This is a genomic window from Corynebacterium sp. (assembly GCF_030532325.1).
Classification (GTDB): Bacteria; Actinomycetota; Actinomycetes; order Mycobacteriales; family Mycobacteriaceae; genus Corynebacterium.
In genome coordinates, this window is sequence record NZ_JAUNLS010000011.1 from 25458 (window position 1) to 40399 (window position 14942).

General features: G+C 62.1%; 7 protein-coding genes. 6 read left to right on the forward strand and 1 reads right to left on the reverse strand.

What is annotated here, in order from left to right; genetic code table 11:
• Positions 1–14 precede the first annotated feature (14 nt).
• Positions 15–2699 carry an ExeM/NucH family extracellular endonuclease gene (locus tag Q4E25_RS07285; RefSeq protein WP_303155874.1) on the reverse strand — a complete coding sequence of 895 codons (2685 nt, stop codon included), beginning with the start codon at positions 2697–2699 and terminating at the stop codon, positions 15–17.
• A gap of 329 nt (positions 2700–3028) precedes the next feature.
• Between Q4E25_RS07285 and purS the strand changes: the two genes are divergently transcribed.
• The 6 genes from purS (at position 3029) to Q4E25_RS07315 (ending at position 14938) form a co-directional block, all read left to right on the forward strand.
• The gene (purS, locus tag Q4E25_RS07290; RefSeq protein WP_303155876.1) at positions 3029–3271 is read left to right on the forward strand and encodes a phosphoribosylformylglycinamidine synthase subunit PurS; all 243 of its coding nucleotides are present in this window, start codon (positions 3029–3031) and stop codon (positions 3269–3271) included.
• Positions 3271–3957, forward strand: a complete 687-nt coding sequence (gene purQ, locus Q4E25_RS07295; RefSeq protein ID WP_303155878.1) for a phosphoribosylformylglycinamidine synthase subunit PurQ — start codon at positions 3271–3273, stop codon at positions 3955–3957. Before purS ends, purQ begins: the two co-directional genes overlap by 1 nt.
• 45 nt (positions 3958–4002) lie before the next feature.
• On the forward strand, positions 4003–6276 hold the full coding sequence (purL, locus tag Q4E25_RS07300; protein ID WP_303155881.1) for a phosphoribosylformylglycinamidine synthase subunit PurL: 2274 nt from the start codon (positions 4003–4005) through the stop codon (positions 6274–6276).
• A gap of 117 nt (positions 6277–6393) precedes the next feature.
• A complete protein-coding gene (locus tag Q4E25_RS07305; RefSeq protein ID WP_303155884.1) occupies positions 6394–6966 on the forward strand; it encodes a cysteine hydrolase family protein in 573 nt (190 codons plus the stop codon).
• 1559 nt (positions 6967–8525) lie between these two features.
• Entirely contained in the window at positions 8526–9776 is a 1251-nt protein-coding gene (locus Q4E25_RS07310) for an LPXTG cell wall anchor domain-containing protein (protein ID WP_303155887.1), read from the forward strand.
• Positions 9777–9940: 164 nt separating this feature from the next.
• Positions 9941–14938: a DEAD/DEAH box helicase gene (locus tag Q4E25_RS07315; protein ID WP_303155890.1), complete on the forward strand. Its 4998-nt coding sequence runs from the start codon at positions 9941–9943 to the stop codon at positions 14936–14938.
• Positions 14939–14942: the final 4 nt, after the last annotated feature.

Sequence of the window (14942 nt, forward strand, 5' to 3'; positions counted from 1 at the left end):
CAAAACGCAAAAGTCTAGCGCAGGAAGTCACGCACTTCCTTGGGCAGGGCCTTGACCACCTGCGGAGGCAGGATGCCCTGCAGGCCGCCCATCAGGGCAGCGATGCCGGGGATGGCCACCAGGGCCGCCACCACCAGCGCGATGATGCCGCCGGTGCTGGAGCCGGCGGTGCCCGCTGAGCCGTCGCCGGGCTTGCCGCTGCCGTTGTTGTCAGTGTTGCCGCCGTCGCCGTTGCCGGAGCCCTGGAGGCTGAAGCCCACCTTGACCGGGTCGTGGTCGGAGGCGCGGAACGGGGAGTCATCGTAGAAATCCACCGCGTTGTAGTTGCGGCGGGAGTACTCGAAGGCCACCGGCTCGTCGGCGTTGATGTTCCACACCTGGGCATCAGAAACCTTGCCGGAGGCAACCTCGTTGGCCAGGATGTGATCCAGCGAGCCGAGCAGGCCGCTGAACTGGTAGGAGGCATCGGCGTCGAAGGTCTCCGCCGGCACGGTGTAGCCGTTAGTGCGGAAGACGTCGAGGGCCTCCTCGTGGGTGTAGGTGTTGAGATCGCCCATGACAAAGGTAGCCTTGCCCTGCCAATCCGGCTGCTTGGCCAGGTGATCCAGCACCGCCTGGGCCTGGGCATTGCGCACGTTAGGGTTGTTGCCCTGGCCATCGCCGGAGTCCTTGTCGCCGTTGGCCACCGAGCCCTTGGACTTGAAGTGGTTGGCCACCGCCACGAAGCTCTCCGTGACCTTCTCATCGGTGGCGGCGAACTCCTGGGCCAGCGGCTCGCGGGCGGTGCCGGTAAAGCGCGGGTCGTCGAAGATGCGGGACTCGCCCACCGGCTTGACGCGATCCTTCTGGTAGATGAAGGCGGTGCGGATGACGTCGACGGTCTCCGGGAGCTTCTCCGGGGAGGCCACAAAGGCCCACTTCTCGGAGCCGGCGGCCTTGTTGAGTTCAGCCGTCAGGTGCGCCAGCGCCTCGTCGCGCCGGGACTTTTCGCCGGTGACACCGAAGGTGTCCTCGATCTCGGAGAGCGCGATGACGTCGGCGTCCAGGCCGTTGATGGCGGCGACGATCTTGCGCTGCTGGTCCTCGAAGGCCTGCTCGGTGTAGGCGCCGCGGGTGGTGCCGCGGTTGACGGTGACGGGGTTGCCGTCCTTGTCCTTGTAGGAGGTGGTGCCCTCGAAGTCCTTGCCCAGGGAGGCGAAGTAGTTGAGCACGTTGAAGGCGGCGATGGTGTAGTCGCCCTTGACATCGAGGGCGCCCAGCTCCTTGGCGCGGGAATCCTCCCAGGTGATCGGCAGGTCAGCACCCTTGGTGTTGCCGGTGACCGGGGAGGCGGGCTGGAAGCGCCACTGCTCGTGGGAGTAGCCCACGATGACCGGGTGCTGGAAGCTGACCTGGTCGGTGGTGCGCAGGGACTTGATGGTCTGGGCGCCGTCCTGAGCGATGTAGGGCAGCGGGGTGTTCTGATCCTTGCTGAGGTAGTCGCGGGTGCGGCCGTCGTCAAGCGTGACCAGCTTCGCGGCGTTGGCGGCGGCGAGCTTTTGCACTTCGGAGTCGGCGTCGGTGGAGGGCTTGAACAGATCCGTCGGCTGGCGCAGCGCCTCGGTGCCGGCGGCCAGGCCCACCTCGCCGTACTGGTTGAGGGAGTAGTTGTTGGTCACGGTGTGGGTGCCGGGCAGCACCAGCATGTGCTCGTAGGGCTCGCGGGCCTCGTCGCCCTCGGGCAGAGCCTCCAGCGTGAGCGGGGTGACCGCGGGCAGCGCCTCGGCGCGCTTCTCCACGCTCGAGGCGTTGAGCTGGGTGGCGCCGTAGTACTCGGAGACCTTGCCGCGCACGGTGACGGACTCGCCGGCCGCCGGGTACTCGCTGGCGGGGGCGGAGCCCAGGTAGACGAAGATAGCCGGGGAGGCGGTGGGAGCCTCGGTACCGGTGCCGCCGGTCTGGATGGTGAAGCCGTTCATGCCGCCCTCGGACCACACGCCGGTGACCACGCCGGAGGTGGTGACCTCGGTGTCCTTGAGCGGAGAAGCGGGGCCGGTGCCCTGGATCTCCTCGATGCTCACCTCGGCGCCGGGCTGCTCCGGCTGCTCGGGCTGTTCCGGCTGCTCGGGGCCCGGGGTGGAGCCCTCGGCGCCGGAGTTCTGCGGGCTCGGCGCGCCCGTGGTGAAGTCCGCGGAGTTGTCATCGGTATCGGCGCCATTGGCGCTGCGGGAGACGGACTCGGCGTTGCTCGTGGCGGCCGCGGGGGAGCCCTCAGAGAGGGAAGCGGCGCCGTAGCCCACGAGGTCGGCGGTGGCCTGGGAGGCATCGACAAGCTTGACCGAGCCCTTGGAGCCGGAGAGCGCCAGATCGGACTCGGCGTCCGGGGTAGGCAGCGCCTCGCTGCCGCCGGCGCCCTGCGCGGCCTGGAGGAGGAAGTGGCCGCCGGCCGGGATGCTGCCCTTCAGCGGCGCGGATCCGCCCAGGCCGCCCTTGGCGGAGTAGTACTCCACGGACCAGCCGTCGAGGGAGATCTCCGCGGCGGTGGGGTTGAAGAGCTCGATGAAGTCATGGGTGTAGGTGGCGCCGGAGTTGCCGCCACCGCCGTAGACCTCGGAGATGACCACAGCACTGCCGTCGGTGGCAGCCTGGGCGGGAACGGCAAAGGAGGCGGTGGAGACCACCGCGGCGATGGCGAGAGCGCCAATGCGACGAGAATGCATGGAGAGAACCTTGAAACCTTAAGACTAAGAAAACGGGAAAAGACGGGAAAGAATGGGGTCCTTACCGTTTTAGGCCACCGCGCCGCCCGCTGCAGGCTAAGCCGGGCGGATTCGGACAAAGTTGGCGCAGGCTTAACCCGCTGTTTACTCGCCGTCGCGGCGCCGCCAGCGGGGCGCGGCGGCCCCAAAAGGCCTACGTGCGCGGCGACGATGCGGCCGCGATGGGGGAGGAATTGCGCTGCCCATCATCCGGGATAGGAAAACCGCACACAAGCGGGCTAAACTATGCAACGCAGACCAAGCCCACTTACAGTAAGGCAAAAATTTTCATGGCTCGTGTAGTTGTCAATGTTATGCCCAAGGCTGAAATCCTGGATCCGCAGGGTCAGGCCGTAGTCCGCGCCCTTGGCCGCATCGGAGTCAGCGGTGTCTCCGACGTCCGCCAGGGCAAGCGCTTCGAACTTGAGGTGAGCGACGAGGTCTCTTCCGCCGACCTGGAAAAGATCGCGTCCACTCTGCTGGCCAACACCGTGATCGAGGACTACGAGGTCGTCAGCGCGGAGGTCAAGTAATGGCAGCAAAGATTGGTGTCATTACTTTCCCTGGCACGCTTGACGATGTCGACGCCGCCCGCGCCGCCCGCATCGCCGGCGCCGAGGTGGTCAACCTCTGGCACGCCGACGAGGATCTGCGCGGCGTGGACGCCGTCGTGGTTCCCGGTGGCTTCTCCTACGGTGACTACCTGCGCTCCGGCGCCATCTCCGCGCTGGCCCCGGTGATGCGCAGTGTTATTGACCGCGCCAACCAGGGCATGCCGGTGCTCGGCATTTGCAACGGCTTCCAGATTCTCACCGAGGCCGGCCTGCTGCCCGGTGCGCTGACCCGCAACCAGGGTCTGCACTTCCACTGCGTCGATACCTACCTCGAGGTGGCCAACGCTGAGACCGCGTGGACCACCGAGTTCGAGCAGGGGCAGAAGATCCTGGTTCCGGCCAAGCACGGCGAGGGCCGCTTCCAGGCGGATCAGGCCACCATCGACCGCCTGGAGGGCGAGGGCCGCGTGGTCTTCCGCTACACCGATAACTTCAATGGCTCCATCAACGCTATTGCCGGTGTGACCAGTGAGAACGGCCGCGTGGTGGGGCTTATGCCGCACCCCGAGCACGCTGTTGAAACGCTCACCGGCCCGTCCACCGACGGCCTCGGTCTTTTCGTGTCCGCCATCAACGCTGTCGCCGCTGCCGGCGCCTCTAATTAGACTGTGCGCGCCTGCGGCCACCCGCGGGCGCGAAGGGAGAAAAGAATGTCTGTACACAACGACACCGTCGAGCAGGCCAAGGCGACCCCAGAGCTGGATCAGCCCTTCCGCGAGCTGGGCCTCAAGGAGGACGAGTACCAGCACATCCGTGAGATCCTGGGCCGCCGCCCCACCGACGCCGAGCTGACCATGTACTCGGTGATGTGGTCCGAGCACTGCTCCTACAAGTCCTCCAAGACCCACCTGCGCTACTTCGGTGAGACTATGACCGAGGAGATGGGGGAGAAGATCCTCGCCGGCATCGGTGAGAACGCAGGCGTGGTGGACATCGGAGACGGCAACGCCGTGACCTTCCGCGTGGAAAGCCACAACCACCCCTCCTATGTGGAGCCGCACCAGGGCGCTGCCACCGGCGTGGGTGGCATCGTCCGCGACATCATGGCCATGGGCGCACGCCCGATCGCCGTGATGGATCAGCTGCGCTTCGGGCCTGCCGACGCCCCCGATACCAAGCGCGTCCTGCCCGGCGTGGTGGGCGGCATTTCCCACTACGGCAACTGCCTGGGCCTGCCCAACATCGGCGGCGAGACCGTCTTTGACGCCTCCTACGCCGGCAACCCTCTGGTCAACGCCCTGTGCGTGGGCACCCTGAAGGTGGAGGACCTCAAGCTGGCCTTCGCCTCCGGCACCGGCAACAAGGTCATGCTCTTCGGCTCCCGCACCGGCCTGGACGGCATCGGTGGCGTGTCCGTGCTGGCTTCCGAGACCTTTGAGGACGGTGCCGAGCGCAAGCTGCCGGCCGTGCAGGTAGGCGATCCCTTCGCTGAGAAGGTGCTCATCGAGTGCTGCCTGGAGCTCTACAAGGCCGGTGTGGTCGTGGGCATCCAGGACCTGGGCGGCGCGGGCCTGGCCTGCGCCACCTCCGAGCTGGCCGCCGCCGGCGATGGCGGCATGGAGATCAACCTGGACAACGTCCCGCTGCGCGCCAAAGACATGTCCGCTGCCGAGATCCTCGCTTCCGAGTCCCAGGAGCGCATGTGCGCGGTGGTGACCCCGGAGAACGTGGAGAGGTTCAAGGAGATCTGCGCGCACTGGGACGTCACCTGCGCCGAGATTGGTGAGGTGACCACCGGCGAGCACCTCATCATCCGCCACAACGGTGAGGTCGTCGTCGATGCCCCCGCCGGCACCATCGCCGACGAAGCCCCGGTCTACGATCGCCCCTGGGCCCGCCCCGAGTGGCAGGACGAGCTGCAGAAGTTCCGCGGTGTGGACTCCGCCCCGCTGGCGGAGACCCTCAAGCGCATGGTGGCGGATCCCGCTCTGTGCTCCCGCGATTTCATCACCGAGCAGTATGACCGCTACGTGCGCGGCAACACCGTCCAGGCTCACCACGCTGACTCCGGCGTGCTGCGCATCGACGAGGAAACCGGCCGCGGCGTGGCTGTCTCCGCCGATGCCTCGGGCCGCTACACCAAGCTGGACCCGAACATGGGCGCGCGCCTGGCCCTGGCTGAGGCCTACCGCAATGTTGTGGTTACCGGCGCCAAGCCGGTGGCTATCACCAACTGCCTCAACTACGGCTCCCCGGAGAACCCCGACGTCATGTGGCAGTTCCGCGAGTCCGTGCATGGGCTTGCCGACGGCGCCGTGGAACTGGCCATCCCAGTCTCCGGCGGTAACGTCTCCTTCTACAACCAGACCGGTGAGGAGCCGATTCTGCCGACCCCGGTGGTGGGTGTGCTGGGCGTTATCGATGACGTGAACAAGTCCATCGGCCACCGCCTGGGCACCGTCAACGAGCCGGAGACCCTCATCCTCCTGGGTGAGACCAAGGACGAGTTCGGCGGCTCCATCTGGCAGCAGGTCTCCAAGGGTGAGCTCAACGGCCTGCCCCCGCAGGTGGACCTCAGCAATGAGAAGAACCTGGCTGAGTTCTTCGTGGGCAACGAGCTGCTCACCGCGGCCCACGATCTCTCTGAGGGTGGCCTGGCGGTTGCCGCATTTGAGATGGCCAAGCGCTCCGGCACCGGCCTGAAGCTGGACCTGGGCAAGGTGCACGAGGATGAGTTCGTGGCCGCCTTCTCCGAGTCCGCCTCCCGCGCCCTGGTGGCCACTACTGCCGACCGCGCCGACGCCGTGCTGGCCCGCGCCGCGGAGTGCAACGTCCCGGCCGTCATCGTGGGTGCTACTACGGAGGATGGCACCTTCACCCTGGGTGAGGAGAGCATCGAGGTCGCCGCCCTGCACGAGGCCTGGGCCGCCACGCTGCCCGATCTCTTCGGCCACGCTGTGGGCGCGAACTCCGTGGTGGAGTAAACCCCACAGTGCCTAGCGCTGCACACGCACGGCGCTGCACAAGCCCGGCTTCGGCCGGGCTTTTCCTTTTCCCGTACGCCTAGAATCCGCCCTACGCCACCCGCAAAGGAGCTTTCTATGCACCCCGAGTTCTCCGCTGACGCCTCCGCGCTCATCGTCGTTGACTTGCAGAAGGGCATCCTCGCCATGACCCCGGTGGAGGTCGCCGCCCCCATCATCGCCGCTAATCGGAGACTTGCCGCGGCATGGCAGTCTGCCGGGCGCCCGGTGGTGTGGGTGACGGCCAACGGCCTGCCTGCCGGCCACGTGGCCCAGCCCGTCCCGGAGCCCGCTGAGCTGCCCGCTGACTTCGCCACCCTGCACCCGGACTTCAGCGTCAAGGACGGCGACATCCTGCTGCCCAAGCCGCGCACCATCAGCCCTTTTGCGCGCACCGATCTTGCTGCTCAGCTGCGCGAGCGCGGCATCACCGACGTGGTCATCGGCGGCATCGCCACCGGCGCCGGCGTGGAGGGCTGCGCCCGCAGCGCCTACGACGAAGGCTTCACCGTCACCGTGGTGGCAGACGCCTGCGCCGACCCCAACCCCGCACGCCACGCGGCCTCCCTGCAGAACGTGCTGCCCACCATCGGCTTCACCACCAGCACCGAGGACGCGGTGGCCGCCCTGGCCGCCCACTCCTGCCCCTAGTACTCCCAGCTTCAAAATCCACGCGGAAACTACGCCGATCCAGTCCTCTTTTTGAAGCTGGGAGTCCCGCAGACCGTTGAACGCGGCACGCCACACGGACATCGGCCGGCGTCAAAGCAAGCAGGGCACGGCGTGGCAGGCGATGGCAGCAGCGAAAGGGCCAGCGATGTCGCCAGCGGTAAACAGTGCCCCACAAACTCGCGGATCCGAGGCGCGGCTCCCCAGTGGTACGCCGGTCCAAAAAGAGCCAATCAAGGGAGTGCTTGCTGGCTCGGTGCGATCTATACAGGAGTTCAGCAACCAGAAGTTAATTATAAAACCATGAGATAAAAAGAAGAATGGCTCAGTCTACACTTTTCAAATTTTGAGATTTGTACGCGGTCGATTCGTGAAATGTGAGAATTTAATTCTCCGTTTACTTACTCTGGGGTAGGTTAACAGCGACGGATGGATTATGCTATCGGCAGGGTTACTCCTTGGAAAGGATTGGCCCACTGAGCAGCTGCGTCAAGGAAGTGAAGGGTTGCTGCCTGTGACGCACTGTTTTTGTCCACTCTCTAGAATGGGGAACTTTGTGAAACTGCTTAAATACGCAGCTCTTCCCAGCGCCCTGCTCGTAGCGTCAAGTCTGGCCGTCGTCCCGACAGCCGGAGCACAACTCTCGACTTACGCTTATGGCAGTGCCTACGAAGATGCAGCCGAACTCGGCCGCAACAACGTTATCCACGACCAAGAGACGATCAAAGCCCTTGCGCCAACCGCGCGGGGGGGGGAAAGAGACTCTCAAGGCTGGGGATAAGTTCAACTATGAATTTGAGCTAACCACCGGATTCGATACCGTCAACGGTGCAGATGCCGTGATTCAGCGGTGGAACCGCGTGGATGTCTGTCAGGATCCGCAAGCGCCGTTCGATAACGCACCTACCATTGACTTGGTTCCTGGGGCCGCCACCATCGACTATGACGGTAACAACTGCTGGCGATTCACCCTCGGAGATGAATACGCAAAGCTGGGGGATTTTTATGTCAACCAGCCTCACCCGGGTGCAGACGATTACGCACCTATCGGATCGCCGTCGCGAAAAGAGATTTACAACGCTCCTGAGCGCATCACACTGACGATTCCTGCAACCGTCAAGGCCGATGTGCAGAAAGGCGCAGAGCTGAAGGGCTCTGCAACGATTCTGTCCGGCCGTGTTGCTGGTAACCTGCCTGAGCCTAAGCTGACGACTCGTTTCATCCAGAACAATGGCGATGGTACCTGTGTCTACGAGTCGACCCATGAGGAGACTACTAAGGGCAATCCGACGTCTGGCGCGTGGCTGCAGTTTGTCACTGTTGGATCTGACATTCGGGGTACGGAAACTAATGATCCCGCAACTCGTGAGCAAGCCCTCACGAACCAGCGCCGCTACGCCTCACTTCCGTACTACGCAAAGTACAATAGGCCTCAGCTGCTGGAAGGGGCTGTCTCTGTCAACAAGGACCCTTCCCGTCAATATGATCTGCAGTCTATTGTATGGGATTCCACCACTTCAGTCATTGGCAGCTACGAAGGTATGGATGAGATCTTCACCGGTGAAAGCTGGGTGAAGCCCGGTGAGATGGACTACACCACCGTCCGCTACACAAATCCGTGCGGCAGGGCAGTAACCGCTGAGGTGTTCCGGGCCGCTAATGAGGACCCGAATTACACCTTCCCCACAGAGGACCACGTCTTCGTTCAGGCTTTCAAGGCTGAGGTCGGCATGGCTCGCCCGCCGGAGGACGCACATGCCACTGCGTACTACGCGGTGACCGTTGACGCCGATGAGCCGACTCCGCCCACCTCTGAGCCGGCGCCGACGACGGTGACCACGACTGTCACGGAACCGGTGCCGACTACGCTGACGGCCACTGAGACTGCGACCACCACGGTCACTAAGGACCCGGAGGTGGTCACCACTACTAAGACCGCGGATCCGGTCACGACCACTGTGACGCCCAAGCCGGAGGTCACCACAGTTGTAGAAACTAAGACAGTGGCGGAGACCGCCACCGTGACGGAGAACGTCACCGAGACTAAGACTGAGAAGCCCGCACCGGAGACCATCACTGAGACCAAGACGGTGGAGCCGAAGCCGGAGACCTCGGTTGTCACCACGACAGCAACGGTCACTGAGTCTGAGGAAGTCCCGACGACCACCACCGAGACCGTGACGAAGGAACCGGAGACCACTACGGTCACCGCGGATCCGGAGACCATTACGGTGACGGCTGATCCGGACCCCACCACCGTGACTGAAACCGTGACGGAGACGGTAACGGAGACCTCAACCGAACCGGCACCGGGCTCTTCTGAGCCGGAGCCTTCGGAGTCCGAGACACCCTCGTCCACCCCGGGCCCGATCGATTCCAGCGATGGTTCCTCCAAGGGCGGCATCATTGCTGCTGCGCTAGGCATTCCGGTTCTGGGCGGTCTGCTGCTGAGCTCCTCTGCACACGGCTCTTCCCACGATGGTGGGTCCAGTAAGCCCGCAACCAAGGATGAGCCGAGCAAGCCTGCACCTGGTGCTCCGAACATGACTACTGCGCCTGACGCGCCGCGTCCGACCGAGGCTCCTGCCCAGGAGGCAAAGCCCTCGAGCAATGCTGCGCCGCAGAAGAAGACCACCAACAACGCGCAGGCTGCGTCGCCTTCTGCACAGAACAACGCATCCCGTCAGCACTCCCAGCTGGCTAACACCGGTGCCAACGTCCTGTGGCTAGCGCTGACTGCTCTGGTACTTGCCGTGGCAGGTATCTTCCTCATGCGCCGCAAGGAAAGCTAAGGAGTGCTCAGTCCGCTCTGAGCGCAGAGAGGCTATCCCTGCTGAGGCATGAGTGATAGGAAAGGCCGTGGATCCGAGAAATCGGACCACGGCCTTTTCGCATGTTTAGCATTGCGGTAGGTAAATGCGCTCTTGTGCGAGCAGGATCAGGCAAAATATTTCCCATGTCCAAGTTCTCAGAGGTCCTCGACCAGCTGCGCGAAAACCAGCCCAAAGCACACTACGGCATCGCATTTGAGAAGTTGATGGTCAACTTCTTTAAGACCGATCCCACGTTTGCTGAGCAATTCGATGAAGTCTGCCGCTGGATCGACTGGCGCTACAACGGCGGCAAGGCTGACACTGGCATTGACCTGGTTGCCCGCCGCGTCGAGGACGGAACGTGGACCGCTATTCAGTGCAAGTTCTATGCGCCCACCACCCGCATCCAGAAGTCGCACCTGGATTCATTCTTTGAGGCCTCGGGGCGCTCTTTCGAGACAGAGAATGGCCGCGAGCACTTTGGCAGCCGCCTGATCATCTCGACGACGGACCGGTGGTCCTCTCATGCCGAGGAAGCCCTCGCGAACCAAATCATCCCCACCAACCGCATTGGCATGGCAACACTCGGGGAGTCTCCCATCGACTGGGACGTGGCTTTCCCGGGTTCCGAAATCCAAATCAATCTCACGCTGCGCAAGACCTTTGAGCCGCGACCACATCAGCAGGAGGCGATTGAGAAGGCCATTGAGGGATTCAAGACCCATGACCGCGGCAAGCTGATCATGGCCTGCGGCACGGGCAAGACCTTCACGGCGCTGCGCCTGGCGGAACGCGTCGCGGAGGAACAGGGCGGCAAGGCCCGCGTCCTCTTCCTTGTTCCTTCCATCTCGTTGCTCTCGCAGACTCTCAAGGAATGGACTGCCCAGGGGCGCTTGGATATGCGCTCCTTCGCGGTGTGCTCCGATACCAAGGTCTCCAAGAAAGCCGAGGACATCGCCGTCTACGATCTCGAGGTTCCTGTCTCCACCACCGGCAAGGACATTGCCCGGCGCTTCGAGTCCGGTAAGCGCGCCAAGGGCCTGAACATTGTCTTTTCCACGTATCAGTCCCTGCCGGCTGTACACGAAGCACAGAAGGAGGGGCTCGATGAATTTGACCTCGTCATCTGCGATGAGGCTCACCGCACCACCGGTATCACCCTGGCCGGTGAAGACCGCAGCAACTTCGTGGCCATCCACGACGCCGAGTACATCAAGGCGGCCAAGCGCCTCTACATGACGGCTACTCCGCGCCTGTATGACGAGAACGTAAAGGGCAAAGCCGCGGATCATTCTGCTGAGTTGGCCTCCATGGACGATGAAGCCATTTACGGCCCGGAGTTCTACCGCATCGGCTTCGGTGAGGCCGTGGATAAGGGCCTGCTCACGGATTACCGCGTGCTGGTCATGACGGTGGATGAGTCTGTGGCCGCGGAGGCCATGGCCTATACCGATAACAACCAGGTCAACCTCACTCTTGCATCCGCCATGATCGGCGCGTGGAACGGCTTGGCCAAGCGCTCAGGCGCCCTGCAGGGGCATAAGGGCGGGTTCGATGAAAATGCTCAGCCCATGAAGCGCGCGGTGGCCTTTGCCAAGGACATCAAGACCTCGCAACTCATCGCGGACTCCTACCCCTCGCTCATCCACACGCACCAGGAGCTGCTCAAAGAAAAGGCCGTGCTTAACGATGTCTCCCTGACCAACGTCGATCTCAACGTCGCCGCCCAGCACGTTGACGGCGGCATGAACGCCTTGGAGCGCGGCACGCGCTTGTCCTGGTTGGAATCCCCGGCGCAGGAAAACCAGACTCGAGTGCTTACTAACGCCCGGTGCCTGTCCGAGGGCGTGGACGTGCCGGCCCTGGATGCCGTCATTTTCTTCAACCCGCGCAACTCCATGGTGGACGTGGTCCAGTCTGTCGGCCGCGTGATGCGCAAGTCCGAGGGCAAGGACTACGGCTACATCATCCTGCCTGTGGCGGTGCCGCCGAGTGTTTCTCCTTCGGAGGTACTCAATGACAACCAGCGTTTCAAGGTGGTCTGGCAGATCCTTAACGCTCTACGTGCCCACGATGATCGCTTCAACGCCAAGATCAACTCCATTGCGCTCAATGGGGGAGATTCGGAGCCAGTCCTTCCCATCCAGCCCATTCCGGTCACGCCGCCAGACAAAAACCAAAAGGACCAGAACCAGGAAGAGAAAAACCAAGAGGAGAAAGACCAAGAAGAAAAGAACCGGGACAAGCTGCAGGAAGCGGACACCTCGCCTTCGACGGACGCGCTTGAGGAAAACACCAAGATCACCCAGCAGATCGCCCTGTTCTCGCTGCAGCAGTGGCAGGAGGCCATCTACACCAAGTTGGTGGACAAGGTGGGCACCCGCACCTACTGGGAGGACTGGGCTGATGACGTTGCAAAGATTGCGGAGAATCAAATCACCCGCATCCGCGCGCTCGTTGACGGCGCCGATACCGAGCTTCGCTCCGAGTTTGAGGGCTTCGTAGAAGGCCTGCGCAACAACCTCAATGACGGCATCGCGGAAGATGACGCCATTTCGATGCTCTCGCAGCACCTCATCACGGCACCGGTGTTCAACGCTCTCTTTGAGAATCACGACTTCATCACCCACAACCCGGTGGCCCAGGTGATGGAGAAGATGGTGTCGGCGCTGTCCAAGGCCAACCTGGATACGGAAACCGAGTCCCTGGAGAAGTTCTACGAGTCTGTGCGCGTCCGTGCTTCTGAGGTCAGCTCTGCCTCCGGTAAGCAGCAGGTGATCAAGGACCTGTATGAGCGCTTCTTCCAGAAGGCCTTCAAGAAGCAGGCCGAATCCCTGGGTATCGTCTACACCCCGGTGGAAATCGTGGACTTCATCTTGCGTGCGGCTGATAGCGTCTCCCGCAAGCACTTTGGCAAGGGGCTGAGCGATGAAGGCGTGTGCATCTTGGATCCCTTCGCTGGCACCTCGACCTTCACGGTGCGCCTTCTCCAGTCCGGCATTATCAAGCCGGAAGATCTCGCCCGCAAGTACGCCAGCGAGCTCTTTGCCACTGAGATCATGCTGCTGGCGTACTACGTTTCTGCCGTCAACATTGAGACCACCTTCAACGCCCTGCGCGAGGAGGCTGCGCTTCGCGACGGCGCACCCGCACCCGAGTACGTCCCGTTTAGCAACATCGCTCTGGCCGATACTTTCCAGATCCACGAGGAAGGCGATATCCCGGACCTCAATATCTTCCGGGAAAACAATGCCACTATTGAGCGCCAAAAGAACGCTCCGATCAACGTGGTGATTGGCAACCCGCCTTATTCTTCCGGCCAGAAGTCCGCGAATGACCTCAATGCCAACCTCAAGTACCCGAGCCTGGATAAGCGCATTGCGGAAACCTACGCAGCAAAGTCCACTGCGACCAACAAGAACTCGCTGTATGACTCCTACCTGCGCGCCTTCCGCTGGGCCACCGACCGCATCGGTGACCAGGGCGTGGTGGCGTTTGTCTCCAACGGTGGCTGGATCGACGGCAACACTGGCGACGGCGTGCGCTTGTCGATGGCCGAGGACTTCACCGACCTCTACGTGTTTAACCTGCGCGGAAATGCACGTACCGCAGGAGAGACCCGGCGTGCTGAGGGCGGCAACGTTTTCGGTTTCGGTAGCCGAACAAATGTCACCATCACCCTCGGGATCAAGGACCCGACCAAGTCTGGTTTCGAGCTTCACTACCGCGATATTGGCGACTACCTGAGTGCCGAAGAGAAACTCAAGATTGTCGATGCCTCCACCATCGAATCGATTGACTGGCAGGAGATCACCCCGAACAAGGAAGGCGACTGGCTCAACCAGCGCTCAGAGGAGTTTGAGACGTGGCCGGTCATTAGTGAAAAGAAGGGCAACTCGATACGCTATTTTGATAGTTTTTCCGCTGGTCTCCAAACGAACCGCGATACTTGGGTTTACTCATTTTCCAGAGAAAGTCTTGAGAGTCAGGTAGTGCGCCTCAGGAAGTCGTATTCCGAAGCCCTACAAAAGATAGAGCCAAACCAAACCCCAAACGAACTATTTCACGCGGAACCGCAGCTCGTGGACCCAGCAAGAAGCAAATGGTCCTCAAGCCTAGAATCAGAACTCAACCGACGACGTCCACTTGGCGAGGAGGGCACGTATCGGACTGGTCTATACCGGCCATTCTGTGTACAACGCGTGTATTTTGATGAGCAATTCAACCATCGCCAATATCAGCTGCCGTCGATGTTCCCGACCCCATCGCATCGAAATACTGGTTTCTATGTAGTCAATCCAGGCAGTGCTAAGCCATTTTCAGCAATTGCGACGGACTTGATTCCCGATCTAGCGATGTGGGGTAGCAATGCTGGCCAATTCTTCTCCCGCTTCACCTGGGCACCCGCCGAGGCGGAAGATGGTGGATTGTTCGGAGAGGAGGACGTCGTCAAACGTGGCGAATCTAGCGTCTACGGTCAGATCGGTGAAGTTGTGGATGGCTACGTGCGCGTGGACAACATCACTGATGACATCAAGCAGATCTACCGTGATGCGTTGGGCACAGACATCACGGGTGATGACATCTTCCACTTTGTCTACGGCAAGCTGCACGACCCCGAGTACCGCACTCGGTACGCTGCGGACTTGAAGAAGATGCTGCCGCATATCGAGACCCCGAGCTCGCGCGCGGAGTTCGATAAGTTTGCCGCTGCGGGTGCGGAGCTCATGGACCTGCACGTTAACTACGAGACGATAGAGCCGTGGCCGTTAGATATTCAGGTCAAGGGCGATGAGTCTGATCGTGAGACCTGGCGCGTTCTCAAGATGAAGTGGGCTAAGTGCAAGGACCCGGAGACAGGCAAGAACGTCAATGACGTGACCAAGCTGATCTACAACAAGCAGGTCACCATCGCTGGTATTCCAGCTGAAGCTGACGAGTACATGTTGGGCTCGCGCTCCGCGGTGGCGTGGTTGATTGACCGTTACCAGGTGAAGAAGGACAAGGCCTCGGGCATTGTCAACGACCCAAATGACTGGGCTGATGAAGTAGGCAATCCCCGCTACATCGTGGACCTCATCGGGCGCGTTGTGCGCGTAGCCATGGAAACGGTACGGATTGTGGACGGGATGGAAGATTAGAAGC